The following is a 17,394-nucleotide window of genomic DNA, read 5'->3' as shown; positions in this document are numbered from 1 at the left end:
CTTCCCTACAGGCCGGTCACTTTATGAGAATGCCGGCATAGCCGACGACCGATGTGTAGTCGCCGGAGACATCTCCGCTCGTCTGGTATCGGACCAGGCGCGCGGCCCGCGCGCCCAGCTCTTTAACCGCGCTCAGCATGATCGCAACTGGTATATAACCGCACATGCTTATATCGGATCCTTCCACATACCGGACAAGCATCTCTTCGTCGAGGGCAAGGATGGCCTCGATCGCGACTTTATCCTTCCGCTCGGCGATATCCCGTTCTTCGTAATGCGTCATATCGCTCGATGCTATAACGGCTACGTCGCGTGAACGCCCGGCCTCTTTTACCGAAGCCGCAAGCGCCGTCCCTATCCGCCGGTAAGTATCTATATCCGCCCCCGACGCCGCTATCGGGACTATGCTGAAAGGCCCCTTATTCGATAACTGAAGTAGCGGAAGCTGTACCTCTATAGAATGTTCGCGGAGGTGCGCCAGCGCGTCCCTCTTTATCAGACCGCACTTTTTGAGTATCGCCTCCGACAGCTCCCGGTCGATCTCAACGTCCCCGAGAGGCGTCTTCCATCGACGGTGGCCTGCCATGCTGAAACGTTCCCCCATCCCGGTGTGATTGGGCCCTATTATTATGTAGGTGGTCCTTGGCTTCATGATAGACAGGACGCTACCCGCGACGGCGCCGGAATATACGTAACCGGCATGGGGCAGGACCGCCCCTATCGCGCCCTCCCTCTCCGCACCCGTTTCGATCAGCGAACCTGCTTCTTTCAGAAGCGAGTTGCGGGAGCCGGCGTAAAATTGCCCGGCCACTGCGGGATCTCGCACGCTATCAGCCATCTATCGACCGTCTCCTATACCCATCTCTTTCAGATAATGGACGCTCCGGCGGATATCGTCCGCCGAGGCCTGCCTGTGCGCCTCTATCACCTTTATTGTGCCGCTCTTTATATACGGCGCTATCATCCTGAAATCGATCTCGCCGCGGCCGGGCGCATGGTGGTCGCTTATAGGGCTAATTATATCATGGAGATGGACCCCCAGCAAGCGGCCCGAGAACTTCTTCAGCAGATCTTCGTGCCGCAAGATCCCCAGGTTCTCAAAGACCTGGGCATGGCCGACGTCGTGCCAGTAAAAGAGGTCCCCCACTCTGAACCTTTTGAAGAGCGTCTCGAATTCGTCGAAGAGAGGTATCTCTCTGTAGTAGTAGCGGTTCTCTACGCCGAGGCGCACCCCGGGACCCTTTGCGTAAGGGATCAACTCTTCGAGGCTCTTTATGACATTACCCAGGTATCCGCCCTTCTTCTCCTCTCTCTCTCCGGCCATCGCTTCCCGTATCTCTTTCTCCAGGACAGCGTCACCCGCGGCCGAAGCAAGTTCCCTGGTCCTATCCTTCATCTCCACCCTTCCGGTATGCAGGACCACGGCCCCGGCGCCGAGACGGCCGGCCCAGTCTATCGTATTCTTCGCCGCACGGACCGCAAGGGCGCGTTCCTTTTCGTCGGGCGACGCAAGCGAATAGCAGTCCGGCGAGGCCTCTTCCGGCCTGATCCCGGCGGGGAGCGGACATATATTGTGCAGGCTGGAAACGGATATCTTCCCCTCATCCCTGAGAGACCGTACGTCGTCCACCATATCTTCGGTCAGGGCGAAGTTCAGCTCGACCGTGTCGAACCCGATCGACCTTATCTCATTTATCAGGTCTATGCCGCTGGTGTGGCGGAATGAATTCCATGAAGTGGAGAGGCTGAAGATCATTTTACCCCGTCCGGCGCGATGACCACTTCGACGCAGGCGTCCGGGGTCATATATCTCGCGGCGGCATTTTTTATATCCTCTTTGGTGACCAGCCCTATGCCCTTTTCGTAATTATATACTTCTTCGAACCCGTTGCCGTATAGCTCGTTCAGGGCGCACTCAAGCGAAAGGAAGCCGTTGGTCTGCATGAGGCCCTTGCGGGATGCTATCAATTCACGTTTTGCAAAGAGGAGATCTTCGTCGCTGACCGCCTTTTCGCGCAGGGTCTTCAACTCCTGCGCAAGCGCCTTCTCCGTCTCGGCTATCTTATCCTTTACCGTAGCTACATAGAGCAGGAGGTAGCCGGCAAGCGCCCCGTGCCTTTGAAGGCATCCCAGGGTGTACGCCAGCGATCTCTTGTCGCGAAGCTCTTCGAAAAGCCGTCCGGAGTGGCCGGAGACGATCGAACCCAGCACCTCGAAGGCGTAGATATCTTTATCCTTTATACCGACCGTATTGAATGCCATGACGACGAGGCTCTCTTCCCGGGGCATGGCGTATGTCACGGTCTTTGCGGAGGCCGGCTTTACAGTGTGCCCCGGCATATCGGGCCCGGCCGCTCCGTCCATGACGCCGAAAAGGGATCTTAATCTTTCGAGAACGGCCTTCTCCTCGATGTCGCCGGATACCGAAATGACCATATTGGCGGGCACGCAATACTTCCGGCGGAAACCGGCGATGTCGTCCCTTGTCAGGGACATGACGGTCGTCTCTTCGCCTTTATATCTCATGCCATAAGGATGGGGACCGAAAAGTACTTTCCTGGATCTCAGTACACCCTGTTCGAATATGTCGCCGTCCTCGTCTTTTATGGAAGCCAGGGTCAAGAGCTTCATCTTCGCTATCTCCTCTTCCGGGAAATCCGAGTTGATGAGCGCATCCTTCACGATATCGAGCGCCGTATCGAGGTCCCCTTTGAGCACTTCCAGGGTCAGCCCGAAACTATCCATCCCGCTGAATGAATCTATATTTCCTCCCAGGCGCTCGATGGCCCCCTTTATCTCTGCCTCTTTCCTGGAGGGGGTGCCTTTTAATAATAGCGCCGATGTAATGGAGGATATGCCGTTCGTCTTCTCCGTCTCGGCCGCCAACCCTCCGAGAAAAGCTATCGTTACGGAAACGGTCGGCGTCTTGGGGTCCTCTCTGAGAAGGAGACGGAGGCCGTTCGGAAGCGTATGCTTTGACGTCCTGCCCGTAACCCGTCCGGCCGCCTGCGCAGATCCGGGCTTCAGGAGGCCGGGGGCGACAGGAAGGAGCCTTATGGTCGTAAGATTCTCCTCTCTAAGATACTTCCCGGCAACCCTCCGGACGTCTTCTCCCGTAACGGACTGGATGCCGGCAACGTAGCGCCTTGAGAAATCGTAGTCGCCTGTCAATATCTCGTTCTTGCTCATGTCGGAGGCCTGCTCTTCCAGCGTCTGCCGGGAGAATATGAAGTCGCTCAGCACGATACGCTTTGCCCTCTCAAGCTCTTTTGTGTCCGGCAGGCCGTCACGGACCTTCTGTATCTCGGCAAGGATCTCCGACTCGGCCGGGGCGATCTTCTTATCGTCGAGTATGGCCGTGACCACCATGAGGCCGGGATCTTCCGATACATAATTCCAGGCGCCCACATAGTAGGCGAGCTGCTTTTCCTTGACCAGCGTATCGTTCAGCCGCGAAGAGTCGCCTATCCCTAGCATGATCGCAAGCACATCCATGGCAAAGATATCTCTATCGAGCACTCCCGTTGAATGGAACCCCATGGCCAGGTACGAAAGGTTCATCGGCCGCCTTGCGTCAAGCAACCGCTTCGCTATCTGCGGAGGTTCTGCGGCCACAACGGGTTCGCCGTAATACGGCGCGCGAAAATTTTTAAATTCCCTCTCTATCGTCTCCGCTGCCTTTTCCGCGCCGCCGCCCGCGACGGCTATGACCATCCTGTTGGGCACATACATACGCTGGTAATAACGCATGAGGTCCTCCCTGTCGAGGCGCGCGAGCTTATCTTCATAGCCGATGACCGGGAAACGGTAAGGATGGCGCAGGTATGCCGTCCTGTAAAGCGCCTTCGCGAGCGCACTCTGCGGCTCATCCTCGTTCATCTTTATCTCTTTCGATATGACCGACTTTTCCTTCTCGAGCTCCGTATTGTCAAAGACGGCATTCAAGAGCATCTCTTTCAAAAGCGCAAGGGTCCGGTCGAAATGCTCGATCGGGACGGTGACATGAAAATCGGTTATATCGTGCGAAACCGAGCCGTTAAGGAACCCGCCGTAAGACTTCATCTCACGCTCTATGGTACCCTGCCCCTTTGAGGAGGTCCCCTTGAAGACCATGTGTTCGGTAAGGTGGGATATGCCTGATCCGAGGTATTCGCCTTCCGTGGCCGACCCGGCCCGTATCGTTATATCGATCGCCATAAGGTCGGATGGCGGCGCCTCTTTGGCTAAAATGACGAGACCGTTTTCAAGAATTTTCCTGAAAACGGTCTCCTGAGGAAGCTCTATTTTCGCATGCGGCGCATCACCGGCGGCCATAGAAGAGAGGCATACGACCGATGAAAATAGGATAAACCAGCCTGATAAGAAAGACGCCGGCCGTTTTATTACCACTTTGATGACGTCATCTTTCTTTTTCGGCGCTTACGCTCACTGGGCTTTTCATAGTGCTTTCGCGCTTTGAGGGCCTTTAAGATACCCTCCCGCTCGATCTTCTTCTTGAAGCGCCTGAGAGCCCTCTCCAGAGGTTCATGCTCGCCAACGCTCACTTTCGACATTATTATCACCCTTTCTATATCATATTTTCTTTATTGTAACAGCGCCCTGCCATTTTGTCAAGGACTACGGATCACGCCCTATGTCTGCTACTCCGGAGTTTGTCCCAGAACTCCCCGCTCGTGACGGCGGCAGCATTGAGGGACCGCACATAATAGTATATCGCCTTGTCTGACGAAACTACGCGCATACCCGGCCTCTGCCTCTCCGGTGTCTTCTCTATGTACGATCTTATGTAACGGTCCGCATCTTTTACGGCAACGAGAGATAGCGTATCGGTATTGGTATGTTCTATATCCAAAAATCCGCGCGAGCTGTCAAAGACGACGGTTATGGGGTCCCTGTGTCTCTTCTGGAAACCTGCGAGGTACATGATGAGGTGCGTTGCCGACTCGATCGAGTCGCAATCGTCGTCGGATATGTCGGATTTATCGTCCCGTATCAGGTTCCAGCCATCGATGAGTATGGGCATATCTCGTCACGGTAAGGCGGCTGTGCGGGAAAGGAGGTCGTTGATGGCGGCCGCGGAATTAGGTATGCTGCAGCCGGCAACGTCGAAGTGGCCGCCCCCGCCGTAGTATTCGGCTATCTTTGCGATATTTATCCTGTGCTTCGATCTCAGGCTGACCCTGATGGTCTCCCGGTCTTTTTCTCTGAAAAGGACGGCTATGTCGACCCCTTTTATGGCGCGCATGTCGTCAGCGACTGCGTCAACGTCTTCGTCTTTCCCTCTCACCGCTTTGAAATCTTTTATGCCTATATGAGACCATACCACCTTTCCCCTCTTAATGAATTTACACCTGGCCAGGCATATCCCCGAGAGGATGACCGATTCCCTGCTCATCGACCAGAATACGGTATCTACGAGCTTGTAAAAGTTGACCCCTTTCCTGATCAGGTCGTTACACGCTTCAAATGTGAAAGGTCTCACTCCGGGCAGCCGGAAAGAACTGGTCTCTACGATTATCGATGTCATCAGGCTCTGTGCGACGCTTGGCGTGATGGGAGCGCGCAGTTTCTTCAGGAGGATATATATCATCTCCCCTACTGCCCCCGCCCTGGGTTCGATGAAACAGACGTCGCAAAACGGTCTCCTGAAGTCGTGATGGTCTATCTCCAATATCTCACCGGCCCGTTCAAAGATGCGGAACGCGCGCCCGAGTATCTCTCTGTTGCTGCAATCTACGGCTATAGCCAGGTCGACCTTCCTGTCGGTATCGGTGATGATGCGCCTCGCCCCGGGCAGCGTGGCATATTTTTTCGGGACGCCGTCCGAGCTCACCATATAGACGCGTTTTCCCAGTTTTTCGAGTCCCAATCCGAGGGACAGGAGAGAGCCTATCGAGTCGCCGTCCGGATTTACGTGTCCGGCTACGGCTATCGTCCTGGCCCTTTTGATACACCTCACCGCGCCCTTGAGACCGTTCATATTAAAATTTTACCTCCGGGACCGCCCTGGCCTTCTCCTCGGCCTTAAAGTATTCCGTCTCTTTTTTATATCCGCATATACCGGCTACCACGTTCCCGGGGAACTTGCGTATGGTTATATTATAATCCCTGACCCCTTCGTTATAACGCATCCGCTCCACGGCGATGCGGTTCTCCGTGCCGGCGAGCTCGTCCATCAGCTTAAGGAACGTCTGGTCGGCCTTAAGGGTCGGATAATTTTCTACTACCACAAGAAGTCTGGCAAGGGCCGCATCCATCTGAGACGCCGCGTTTACTTTATCGCCGAGAGTGGCTGCGCCGGCCCACCGGCTCCTGGCCTCCGTCACGTCCTCGAACAGTCTCTTTTCGTGCGCGGCATACCCCTTGACGGTATTAACGAGATTCGGTATCAGGTCGTTACGCCGCTGGAGCTGGTTCTCGACCTGTGCCCATTTGGCCGTGATATTCTCATGCAGCGACACTATATTATTGTAGGTTAGTATGAACGACCCGGCCAGAAGAACGGCCGCTATTGCAACTCCTATCAGAAAATTCTTCATCTATATCCCTCCTTTGACGTTACGCTTTTTTAAAATCCTCCGCCTGCGCCTCCTCCTCCGCCTCCTCCTCCGCCGAACCCGCCCCCGCCGCCTCCGAACCCTCCTCCGCCGAACCCGCCGCCGGTGCCGGAGAATGTCCCTCCGTACGTCTGAGGTCCGAAGAAGCCCTTCCGCTCATCCGGCGGAAGGCGCTTCCAATACCTGTACCTGAAGAGCATAGATGAAAGATAAGCGGCTATCACCAGAACGCCGAGTATCCTGGACATGCCGAAGAATACGGCCGCAAAGAAGAGGGTGAAGGTAAGCCCGATCGGGACCGGCCACGGCAGGTTCCATATGAAGAAGAAGATGGGAACAAAGATATACAGGAAAGGCGGCAGGCCGTCGCCGGCCGGGATAATATCCCCGCCGACCCCGTCAAGCGGGACGTTGTACTCCTTTGCGACCGCCTCAGCTATTGCCGACACGCCGTAATAGAGCCCTTTACCGTATTCGCCGCGGCCAAAATAAGGGACCATACGCGTACGGCCTATCTCCCCACAGAGCGAGTCAGGCAGCGCGCCTTCCAGCCCGTACCCGACTTCGATGCGCCACCGTCTCTCTTTAACTGCTACCAGCACGAGGACGCCGTTATCCTTCCCCTTCTTCCCCGGTTTCCATTCATCAAAGAGCATACGCGCGTACGCCTTTTCATCGTACGGCGCTATCGATCCTATGGTGACGACGGCAACTTCCGCGGAACTCTTCGTTTCGAGTTCCGTTATGACCGCCTCCAGTTTCAGCCGGTACTCATCGGGGATGACGTTCGCGAAGTCATTGACCCAGCCGCGCGGCGCCGGTATCTCCCGGCCGTATAGCGGGACCGATGCGAGCAGTCCGCATATAGAGAATATAAGTGCCGTTCTTTTCATCGGTCGTCAGGACCTGTCCGCGGCTTCCGTGAGCGACTCCAATGAGGACAAAAAACGCCGGAATAGGGCATCGACCTCCCCTGCCCGGATCCTCACGACCCCGTCCCGTGCATCAAACATAGCGGAGAACGGCCCCGTATCTACATTAAACCGGCAGCTGATCCCATCAAGGACCCCTGCCCTGCCCGCGCCCGGGAGATACCCCTTTGTGCGGAGCAGGTTCCTCGATATATGCAGCGCCGATGTAGTGAGACCGAAGAGCGCCTTTTTGAGCGCTCCCGCGTCCCGATACGTCATATATATGCGCCTTGCCCGTATGAGCAGCGCCTTCAACTCGTGTTCACACTGGAAACGCAGGTTCGTGGTATCTATATCGCAACTGCCGAAAACGTCTTTGCCGTACAGGACTATGCCGTTCTCTTTGATATCCAGGAATTCTATCGGGAAGACATCGAGCGAGCGAGCCAGGTAGCTTTCGGTGAATAGTACGGGACGGAAGGTCCTGAACCGGAAACTGCCGGTAAGGGCCCTCATCTTCGCCAGGTTATCCGGTCCGGTATCGCGCAGGACGACGGCTATATTTACATTCGAAGCGCCTTTAGAAAATTCACCGCGTGAAGCGCTCCCGTATAATACGGCCGATACCAGATCTTCGCCGTATATATCCTTCAGCCGCCCTACGAAATCGCCCGTCACCTTTGCGATATTTCCGGGCAACGAAACCGTATCTTTCATGCCGTTCCTCCGTACATTATCAACATTTTAACACATCCGCCGCCCTTTAGACATAAAATTTTATCAGGCGCGGGATCTTGCGTTATTTGTTGACAGGAAAACGGGGATGTCTTAATATATGTTCCCATATGAAAAGGACCCTGATGTCTCTTGTGGTCTGGGGGGTGGGGATCTTTCTGATGTTCATCCTCTTCCTGACGATGGTATTCTTCACCGTCATACTCTTCCCTTTTGACAAAAAACGCAAGGTCGCCCATGCCCAGTGTTTCTGGTGGGCCGATGCCGTGATAAGACTTAACCCTTACTGGGATGTGACGGTGAGCGGTCTCGAAAATATAGACCATTCAAAGACATATGTTATAGTGGCCAACCACCAGAGCCTCGCCGACATCATATTGTTCTACAAGACGAGGATGCAGTTCAAATGGGTCGCCAAGGAGAGCCTCTTCAGGGTGCCGCTTTTGGGCTGGAACCTATCCCTGGCAAAACACATCAGGATAGACCGCGGGAATTTTTCCAGCATAAAAACGGTATACCGCCAGGCGGCCGGCTGGCTCAGGCGCGGGATGTCCGTCATCTTCTTCCCCGAGGGGACGAGGAGCGAGACGGGCGAGATGAAAGATTTCCAGAATGGGGCGTTCAAGCTTGCCCTGAGAGAGAAGGTGCCCATACTTCCCGTCCGGATCAACGGTACGGGGAATGCCATACCGAAGGGAAACTGGCGTTTCACCGCAAAAGTGCCCTGCAGCATCACCGTCCTGCCCGCAGTAGCTACCTCGGGGTTTGAAGAAAGGGATTTTGAGACGATAAAAGAGAGGGTGCGTTCAGCGCTGGAGGCCGCGGCTTCTTAAAGCCGGTCAATGTTTCACGGGGACGCGCCATATATCTTTGGCGTACTCTTTGATCGTGCGGTCGCTGGAAAATTTGCCTGATCTCGCAACGTTTATTATCGACCGTTTGACCCATTCGGCCCTGTTATGGTACAGCGCCGATACGGCATCCTGCGCATTACAGTAACTTTCGAAATCGGCGCAGACGAAGAAATGGTCCGAATTGAGCAGGGAATCGATTATGGGGTCAAAGAGCCCATAATCCAGGGGCGAAAGGAAGTTCGACTGTATGAGCTCGAATATCTCCTTCAGCCGCGGGGAGCCATCCACGTGATCGCGGGGATTGTACCCGCGCGCCCTCATCTCTATGATCTCCTGCGCCTTAAGGCCGAATATGAAGATGTTCTCGGCGCCGACCTCCTTCGCAATTTCGATATTTGCCCCGTCAAGCGTACCTATGGTCAGGGCCCCGTTCACCATGAACTTCATGCAGCCGGTCCCGGACGCCTCGGTGCCGGCGGTGGATATCTGCTCTGAAAGGTCGCATGCCGGGAATATCTTCTCCGCGAGCGACACCCTGTAATTTTCGAGGAAGACGACCTTCATCTTGTCATGAAGTCCCTTGTCGCTGTTGATGACATTGGCGACATTATTGACAAATTTTATTATCAGCTTTGCCATGAAATAAGACGGCGCGGCCTTACCCCCGAATATGTAAGTGCGCGGCTGCGGGTGCTTGCCGGGGTTATTCTTGATGGCAAGGTACTGGGAGAGTATATAGAACGCGAAGAGGAGCTGCCGCTTATACTCGTGCACCCGCTTCACCTGGATATCGAATAACGATTTAGGGTCTACCGATACCCCTGCGGAGTGGCGTATATATTCGGCCAGGTCCTTCTTATTCTCATCCTTTATATGAGACCACCTGTCGCGAAAAGCGGCGTCGTCTTTATGCGGAAGGAGTTTTTCCAGCCCGCGCAGGTCCTTTACCCAGCCCTCCCCCACCGTCTCTGTGACCAGCTGCGAAAGACGGGGGTTGGCCTTCTTCAGCCACCGGCGTTGCGTGATACCGTTCGTCTTATTGTTGAACTTTTCCGGAAAGAGGTCGTAAAAATCCCTGAATAGCTGTGTCTTCAAAAGCTCCGAGTGGAGCTCGGAAACGCCGTTTATGGAGTTTGAGCCGATTATGGCAAGATGGCCCATCCGTATCCTCTTCGGGTCCCCTTCTTCCACTATCGACATCCTTCTCAGCCGGTCGTTGTCGCCCGGGAACCTGTTGGCCACTTCCCTCAGGAACCTGAGGTTTATCTCGTATATGATCTGCAGATGGCGCGGCAGTATCTGTTCGAAGAGGCCGACCGGCCAGCACTCCAGCGCCTCCGGCATTATCGTGTGGTTTGTGTAGGCGAACGTCTTTTCCGTCGCTTCCCACGCAGTATCCCAGTCGAGGCCTTCCTCGTCTATCAATATCCTCATAAGTTCTGGTATGGCGATGGCCGGATGCGTGTCGTTAAGTTGCATGACCGCCTTATCGGGCAGTCTCTTCAGGTCCGAATTCTCCACCTTGAAGCGCCTTATTATATCGGCTATCGAAGCGGCCGTGAAGAAATACTCCTGTTTGAGGCGGAGCTCCCTCCCCTGGCTCACATTATCGTTCGGGTAAAGCACCTTGGAGATGTTCTCTGAGAGCATCTTGCTGTATACGGCACGTTCATAATCCCCGTCATTGAAATACCCGAGGTCGAACTCCTCTGTGCTGCGCGCTGACCAGAGGCGCAGGGTGTTGACGATATCGTTCTTATAACCCGGCACAGGGATATCATACGCCATCGCCAGGATATCTTCCGTATCGAGCCACCGGACCCTGAGCTTCCCGGAATCGTCATGCATCATCTGAGTGTGCCCGTAGAAGCGTATCTTCACCGTATATTCCGGCCGCGCGAATTCCCAGGGGTTCCCCAGCCGGAGCCACTCATCGGGAAATTCCACCTGGTTCCCGTTTATGATCTTCTGGTTGAAGCTTCCGTACTCATATCTTATACCATATCCGTTGGCCGGTATGCCGAGGGTCGCCATAGAATCGAGGAAGCATGCGGCAAGACGGCCTAGCCCTGCGTTACCGAGCCCGGCGTCCATCTCCTGGCCGAATACCTCTTCCGGGTCGAGGCCCAGTTCCTCCAGGGCCTTTCTGGTCTCTTCCCACAGACCGAGATGAAGGACATTCGATTCGAGAAGACGCCCTATCAGGAATTCCATGGAAAGATAATATACGCGCTTTAGGTTCTCGTGATGGTACCGCTGCTGGGTCGCGATCCACCGTTCGATGAGCCGGTCCCTTACGGTGATCGCCGTAGCTACAAAATCATCGTACAGCGTTGCGGTATAACGGTCCTTCCCGAGTGCGTACTCGCGCGCCGTCTGGAACGACCGCTTTATGCCTTCTTTGGACATGTCCTTATATATTATGACCTGGTCCGACTCTACCTTGCTCCGCTTCATGCCGTCACCTTTCCGTGTTTTGCTTTATCTGCCGGCGGCGCGCTCCATAGCCCTGTATGCCGAAATATAAGACCTGACACCTTCGGCTATCTTCCCGTACTCCTTCTTCAGCAGTAATTCCTTCCTGAATACGCTGGACCCGAACGCCACGGCATCGGCGCCGGCCGAAAAGTATTCAGCGAGGTTGGCGCTGGTGACACCGCCGCAGGCCAGCAACCTGATATCGTCGAAAGGCCCTTTTATCTCCCTGAAATAAGACGGGCCGAAAAACCCTGACGGGAATACCTTCACCATGCTGGCCCCTCCCCGCCACGCGTTATATATCTCCTGCGGCGTGAGCGCCCCCGGGAACGACGGGATGTTCAATTTGACGCACCTCTTCACCACATCTTCTATGAAAGCCGGCATAACGATGAATGTCGCGCCCGCGTTCAGCGCCTCCTCAAGCGACCGCACGGTGAGCACGGTACCGGCGCCTACGGCGAGACGCTTACCCGCCGCCTTCACCGCCTTTCTTATTACGGCGGATGCCCGCGCGGTATTCATCGTCACTTCTATCGTCTCCAGACCCGCACCCGCGACAGCCTCTATTACAGGCGCTACGGAGTCGACCTCTATGCCGCGCAATATCCCCATTATGGGCAGCCGCTTGAATGATCCCGTATTTGCGGTCTTAATCAAGGTCGGTGCCCGCCAGTCCTTCGTAAAACTCCCTGTAGTCATCTTTCCTGGGGCCCTTGCGCAGCTCCATGGCGGCCTTGGGGTGTTCATCGAGTATGCCTGTGATCGCGTACGGGATAAGGTAGCCCCACTCTATTTTATCCCTAAGGGGGATGAACTCTTTTGAGATGAGGTCCAGGATAGGGCGTATGTCGAATTTCGGGTTCTTCAGGAATCCTATCAGGAGCTCAAGCGGGCAATTCCCGGCGGCCCTGCCCAGCCCGTATACGGTGCCGTCCACGTAATTTGCGTCGTGTATGATCGCCTCGATCGTATTGCCGAAGGCGAGCTGCTGGTTATTGTGAGCGTGCATCCCCACCTCTTTGGTCTTCAGTATACCCTTGAATTTCTTGACCAGAAATTCGATCGATTCCTGATACAGGGCGCCGAAACTGTCCACTATGTAGACCACCTTGGCCCGGCTCTCCTCCTCCAGCTGGTGGAGCGCCTCGTTCAACTCGTTGTCGAGGGCCCTGGAGATGGCCATGATATTGACGGTCGTCTCGTACCCCTTTTCCGCAAAATGGTTCACCAGGAATATGGCCTTGTCTATGTCCTTTACATACGAGGCGACCCTTATCATGTCTACGGGGCTGTCCTTGGCCGGGCCGACATCCTCTATGTCGACACGCCCGACATCGACCATGACGGAGATCTTGGTATCCGACTCCGCGCCCTCTACGACCTTCTTTATATCCTCATCTTCGCAGAACTTCCACCGTCCGTATTCCTTGGCCGAGAAGAGACTTTTGGAGTTTTTGTACCCTATCTCCATATAGTCGACACCGGCCTCAGAGAGGGCCCTGTAGACCTCCCTGACGAACCTCAGGTCAAAATCGTGATTGTTTATGAGCCCGCCGTCCCTTATGGTGCAGTCGAATACCTTTATCTTCTCTCTGAACATCGGTTCTCCCGCTTATGCATATTCTTTCCGGTTGATATCGGCACAAAAAAAGAGCCCGAGAGGTCATTTCCGAAAAAATATGCTCTTGGCTCTTACGCGCCGCATGCCTATAATATATCACAATATTGATATGATTGCGACCGTATAATTAAATATTGACGGCCCGGCATAAAGCCGGGCCGCCACTTCAGGTTATATTTTTACTACGTTTACAGCTTGTTCGCCTTTAGGGCCCTGTTTGATCTCGAACTCCACTTCCTGGCCTTCCTCTAAAGTTTTATAGCCTTCACCCTGGATTGCGGTATGATGTACGAATACATCCTTACCTGACTCAGGAGTAATAAACCCATAACCCTTCTGGTTTGAGAACCATTTCACTTTCCCTTTTGCCACTACGAACTCCCCCCCTTCCTGATTGATTATAGCATATACCGATACGCAAAAAAGCCGCAAGGTTAGCGATTCTCACCTTACGGCCAGACCTTCTATCCTTATACCGGTACTTACTATGGATACAAGATACACCAATCGCACCTCTTTGTCAACAGGAATTTTAAAAAAGTTGCCTGCCGCGTCAGAATGTGTACCGTACCCCTGCCGTGGCGTTCATGCGCGGCGATGGGAAGTAACCGGGCCTTGTAAGCGTAAAATCGAGCGCCCCGTACTCGGAATATTCGGCGTCGAACAGGTTATGAACGGCCGCATATACCTCAAAACCGCACTTCTCATATGCCAATTTTACATCGTGCGTAGTATACTCTTTAAGGCGCGGCATATTGTTCTGGAGGTCGTTCGCGAAACGCCGCGGGCCCACATAGTTTATCGCATATGTCGCCTTTACGCAGTCCTTGTACGTGTACGAGAGCCCCGTAGATATCTTGTGGCGAGGCACCATCGGTATCTCGTTCCCCGCGAACCCCTCCCCTACAAAGAACGCCTTCTGGTATGTATAATTGAAAAAACAGCGCAGGTCGTTCATTATCCGGAATTCGCTCTCCAGCTCAAGGCCGTGATGTATGGTATGGTGGTGGACCGCGTTCTGGTTCGCCACAGAGTCGTAATATATCTCGTTCTTTATATCCATTATGTTGTAATCGGCGCTTATGCTGAGATATTTCGACGAATTCTCCTTTATCCCTATCTCATAGGTATGGGCCACCTGCGGCTTGAGCGCGAGGTTCAATCCGCCCGCTATCAGCCCCGAGAAGTAGTCCACGTATAGTGACGAGTACCACTCTTCGGTAACGGGGAACCTGAACGAGCGCGAATAGTGCGCATATACCGACGACCTGTCGTTATATTTATAGGTGAGCGCGGCATCATAGGCGTATTCGAAAGGTCTCTTCTCGCTCTTTCCCGTGAGGACCGCTTCCTGGTTGAATTTGTAGTAGGCCCACTCGGACCTGAAGCCGGCGTTGGCTATGAGCGAGAACGGGAGTTCGAGCGTGTCCGTCACATAGACCCCCGCGGTATCTTTGTCTATGATCATGCTGTCCATCGAGGATAGCACGCCGCTGTTTATCTCGTCCCTCGAGGAGTAATAGTCGAGCCCTGCCAGCACCCTGTTATCGATATCGAAGAGCGTCGCCAGGAATGCGAACTTCGGGGTGAGGCCGAACGTCTTGATGTGGTGGATGTTCGCTACGTCGCCGAACGAGGAATAGAATATCGCATTGTTGCGCCTTGACCTGGCGAGGATGTCGCCGAAGAACCTTATCTCACCGAACCCTATGTCTTTCGTGACATCAGGCGTGGCCATCATGTAGTAATCTTCTGTCTTGGCGCTGTTTTCCGGCGCGATGCTCCCTCTGCGCCCGATACTGTTTATGTCGGAGGGCTTTACCGCTCCCGGAAGGCCGTACCAGTCCTTGTGGTAGCCGGACGAAAGCCCGAGCCGTACCCCCTCGGAGGGCTTCATGGTAACGCTTCCGCTGTAGTCCACCGTCTCAAGCCGGTTATTTATCCTGTACCCGTTATTATACGAGGTGGCGGCGGAGGCGAAATAGTCGAGAAAATCGCTCCCTCCGTGGATGTCCCCCTTGTATGAAGAATATCGGTACGACCCCGCATCATACTTGAACGCGGCGCCCGGTCTCTTGCCGGCCCCCTTCTTCGTTATTATGTTGATCACGCCTGCGGCGGCATTGTCCCCGTACAATACCGACTGGGGCCCGCGGACGACCTCTATCCGCTCGATCGAGTCCGTATCTATCTGTATCCAATCCGCGCCCGACAGGTCTATCTGGTTGGTGCGCCTGCCGTCCACCAGCACCAGGACGTTCGGCAGCGCCGTATCGCCGAAGCCGCGCATGTCGATACGATTCGACTTTCCGTTGCCGAGAAGGTCGGCCGTCGATATCCCCGCCCTGCTCCGCAACAGGTCCGGGACGTATTTCGCGTGCGACCCGGCGATCTCTTTCTCGTCTATTATCGATATCGTGTTCGGCACATCCAGTTCCCGGTCCTCATAACGTGTAGGCGTCACCACTATGGTATCCAGCCGCTGGTACGGCGCGAATATCTCGCTCAGCGGGCCGAGCGTCCCGTCGATGAACTTTCCTACGATACTCTCTTTTTCCCCGTCATCCGCGCGCGCGGCGGATACGATGGAGATGACCACAAGCAATACAATGATCGTCTGCTTCATCTTCTTTCCCTTCGTCTTTTCATAAAAAAAACCCCGCACCATGATATGGTACGGGGTCAGTTCCCTGTTCTACAAACCCTTATATGCGGTGTTCTTGCGACACCATTCAATATATAGGTAGGTCTTCTGACTGAGGAATCGTCCTACTCTTCCTGCCTTCTCATCCCCTTCGGGGACAATGGCTCTTCTGGAATTTCGTCATCCTCTACAGCGGCGGGACCGTTTCCGTTTAGCGGAATTCCCTTTTAATCCCTTTCGGGCGCCTATATAGATCGATATGTCAAAGATACCTAATTCTAACTCGCAAAAAAATAAAGTCAAGCATTTTCACGTTAATTTCCAATGTCAAATTGGGAATTGGAAATTGGATATTAATTTGGCATTTGGGATTGGCCATTTGACATTAAATGGTCGTTGCTAAAAGGTTAATACTCGATCCCCTTCCGCGCGGCGATCCCGCGGTCGAAGGGATGCTTGATCTTGCTGAAGCGCGTCACGTAATCTGAAGACGCGACGAGCCGTTTCGTCGCTCCGCGTCCTGTCAGTACCAGCTCCAGGCGGGGCGGCTTCGCCTTTATGAGCGCCAGAAGTCTCTTCTCGTCCAAAAACTTTCCGCTGACGCAGTTCAATATTTCGTCGAGCATCACCACATCGTACCGTTTGCTATTGACGATCTTTTTCGCCTTCTCAAAATCTTTTTCGATTTTTTTCTTTAATTTTCTCCAAACTCCTGACTCCCGACCCCCAACTCTTTTACAGAACATAGGATGCACCTCATCGAAGCAGACGACCTTCAGGCGCGGCAAGGAGAGCGTATTATCTGCCGACGAACCTCTCTTCTTGAGGAACTGGAAGACGCAGACCCTCAGACCGGAAACGGCCGCCCTCACCGCAAGCCCCATGCCGGCCGTCGTCTTTCCTTTGCCTCCGCCTGTATATATGTGCGTATATCCCCGCTTCATCTCATTCCGCCCATCCATATTTACCTATAAGCGGCACGAAGGCGCAGCCGCATACCTCCCGCGCGGAAAATGTCGCTCCTCTCTTCTCGGCTACGGTAAGCACCTGACTGAGACCTCCTCCGATCGGTATGACGAGCCGCCCCTTCTCTTTGAGCTGGGCCGGGAGCGCCTCAGGGATACCCGGGGCCCCGGCAGTCACGATTATCCCGTCATATGGGCCGTGTTCGGGCCACCCCAGCGTCCCGTCCCCCACCTTTATCGAGATATTCGTATATCCCAGCCGCTTGAGGTTCCCTCCGGCGCTCCGAGCAAGGCGCTCGAGGCGCTCGACCGAATAGACCTCTCCGGCTATCTCGGCAAGGATGGCAGTCTGATATCCGCTCCCTGTCCCGACCTCGAGGACGCGTTCGCCTCCGGCAAGGCCCAGGCACTCGGTCATCAGGGCGACCATATACGGCTGGGAGATGGTCTGACCCTCCCCTATAGGGAGAGGGTAGTCGCTATAAGCATCCTGTCTCAGTTCTTCGGGAATGAATTCGTGGCGCGGGACCTTCTCAAAAGCCCGCAGCACCTTCTGGCCGGATATGCCGCGCGATACCAGCTGTCCTCCGACCATATTTTTCCGAATCTCTTCGAAACGCAGGTCG

The 17,394-nt window shown here is 54.5% G+C and carries 17 protein-coding genes and 1 riboswitch; of the genes, 1 reads left to right on the top strand and 16 read right to left on the bottom strand.

Translation table 11 applies throughout. The features are described from left to right. Window positions 1–16: 16 nt before the first annotated feature. The 9 genes from amrB to WC515_00260 all read right to left on the bottom strand — a co-directional run bounded on the left by amrB (window position 17) and on the right by WC515_00260 (window position 8,185). Entirely contained in the window at window positions 17–838 is an 822-nt protein-coding gene (gene amrB, locus WC515_00300) for an AmmeMemoRadiSam system protein B (protein MFA5145811.1), read from the bottom strand. Beyond that, window positions 839–1,756: a TIM barrel protein gene (locus WC515_00295; GenBank protein MFA5145810.1), complete on the bottom strand. Its 918-nt coding sequence runs from the start codon at window positions 1,754–1,756 to the stop codon at window positions 839–841. It lies immediately after the preceding gene. Next, entirely contained in the window at window positions 1,753–4,314 is a 2,562-nt protein-coding gene (locus tag WC515_00290) for a pitrilysin family protein (GenBank protein ID MFA5145809.1), read from the bottom strand. Before WC515_00290 ends, WC515_00295 begins: the two co-directional genes overlap by 4 nt. A 68-nt stretch (window positions 4,315–4,382) precedes the next feature. After that, entirely contained in the window at window positions 4,383–4,553 is a 171-nt protein-coding gene (gene rpsU, locus WC515_00285; protein MFA5145808.1) for a 30S ribosomal protein S21, read from the bottom strand. Between the two features lie 71 nt (window positions 4,554–4,624). Continuing rightward, on the bottom strand, window positions 4,625–5,023 hold the full coding sequence (locus WC515_00280; GenBank protein ID MFA5145807.1) for an NYN domain-containing protein: 399 nt from the start codon (window positions 5,021–5,023) through the stop codon (window positions 4,625–4,627). Between the two features lie 6 nt (window positions 5,024–5,029). Then, on the bottom strand, window positions 5,030–5,980 hold the full coding sequence (locus WC515_00275) for a DHH family phosphoesterase (protein ID MFA5145806.1): 951 nt from the start codon (window positions 5,978–5,980) through the stop codon (window positions 5,030–5,032). Window position 5,981: 1 nt separating this feature from the next. After that, window positions 5,982–6,539, bottom strand: a complete 558-nt coding sequence (locus tag WC515_00270; protein ID MFA5145805.1) for a LemA family protein — start codon at window positions 6,537–6,539, stop codon at window positions 5,982–5,984. 29 nt (window positions 6,540–6,568) lie between these two features. After that, window positions 6,569–7,450, bottom strand: a complete 882-nt coding sequence (locus WC515_00265; GenBank protein MFA5145804.1) for a TPM domain-containing protein — start codon at window positions 7,448–7,450, stop codon at window positions 6,569–6,571. 6 nt (window positions 7,451–7,456) lie between these two features. Next, window positions 7,457–8,185 (bottom strand): hypothetical protein, encoded by a 729-nt coding sequence (locus WC515_00260; GenBank protein MFA5145803.1) that lies wholly within the window; start codon window positions 8,183–8,185, stop codon window positions 7,457–7,459. Window positions 8,186–8,313: 128 nt separating this feature from the next. On the opposite strand from WC515_00260, the gene WC515_00255 reads away from it, so the two are divergent. Beyond that, on the top strand, window positions 8,314–9,036 hold the full coding sequence (locus WC515_00255; GenBank protein ID MFA5145802.1) for a lysophospholipid acyltransferase family protein: 723 nt from the start codon (window positions 8,314–8,316) through the stop codon (window positions 9,034–9,036). Between the two features lie 6 nt (window positions 9,037–9,042). On the opposite strand, the gene WC515_00250 is transcribed toward WC515_00255, so the two are convergent. From WC515_00250 to WC515_00220, 7 genes are all read right to left on the bottom strand, one after another. Further along, window positions 9,043–11,514 (bottom strand): glycogen/starch/alpha-glucan phosphorylase, encoded by a 2,472-nt coding sequence (locus tag WC515_00250; protein ID MFA5145801.1) that lies wholly within the window; start codon window positions 11,512–11,514, stop codon window positions 9,043–9,045. Window positions 11,515–11,538: 24 nt separating this feature from the next. Next, window positions 11,539–12,195 carry a bifunctional 4-hydroxy-2-oxoglutarate aldolase/2-dehydro-3-deoxy-phosphogluconate aldolase gene (locus WC515_00245; GenBank protein MFA5145800.1) on the bottom strand — a complete coding sequence of 219 codons (657 nt, stop codon included), beginning with the start codon at window positions 12,193–12,195 and terminating at the stop codon, window positions 11,539–11,541. Continuing rightward, complete coding sequence (locus WC515_00240; GenBank protein MFA5145799.1) at window positions 12,188–13,138, bottom strand: aldolase catalytic domain-containing protein; 951 nt, start codon at window positions 13,136–13,138, stop codon at window positions 12,188–12,190. Before WC515_00240 ends, WC515_00245 begins: the two co-directional genes overlap by 8 nt. Before the next feature lie 192 nt (window positions 13,139–13,330). Then, entirely contained in the window at window positions 13,331–13,531 is a 201-nt protein-coding gene (locus WC515_00235; GenBank protein ID MFA5145798.1) for a cold-shock protein, read from the bottom strand. Window positions 13,532–13,712: 181 nt separating this feature from the next. Further along, entirely contained in the window at window positions 13,713–15,785 is a 2,073-nt protein-coding gene (locus WC515_00230; protein ID MFA5145797.1) for a TonB-dependent receptor, read from the bottom strand. A gap of 98 nt (window positions 15,786–15,883) precedes the next feature. Then, a riboswitch (cobalamin riboswitch) is annotated at window positions 15,884–16,067 on the bottom strand. A 143-nt stretch (window positions 16,068–16,210) separates the two neighbouring features. Further along, window positions 16,211–16,747, bottom strand: coding sequence for a cob(I)yrinic acid a,c-diamide adenosyltransferase (locus WC515_00225; GenBank protein ID MFA5145796.1), 537 nt, complete (start codon window positions 16,745–16,747; stop codon window positions 16,211–16,213). A 1-nt stretch (window position 16,748) separates the two neighbouring features. Continuing rightward, window positions 16,749–17,390: a protein-L-isoaspartate(D-aspartate) O-methyltransferase gene (locus WC515_00220; GenBank protein ID MFA5145795.1), complete on the bottom strand. Its 642-nt coding sequence runs from the start codon at window positions 17,388–17,390 to the stop codon at window positions 16,749–16,751. Window positions 17,391–17,394 lie beyond the last annotated feature (4 nt).

Source organism: Candidatus Omnitrophota bacterium (assembly GCA_041650805.1).
GTDB lineage: Bacteria > Omnitrophota > Gorgyraeia > 2-01-FULL-45-10 > 2-01-FULL-45-10 > JBAZKM01.
Note: the sequence above shows the minus strand (reverse complement) of the source record. Positions and strands in the feature narration are given on the sequence as shown.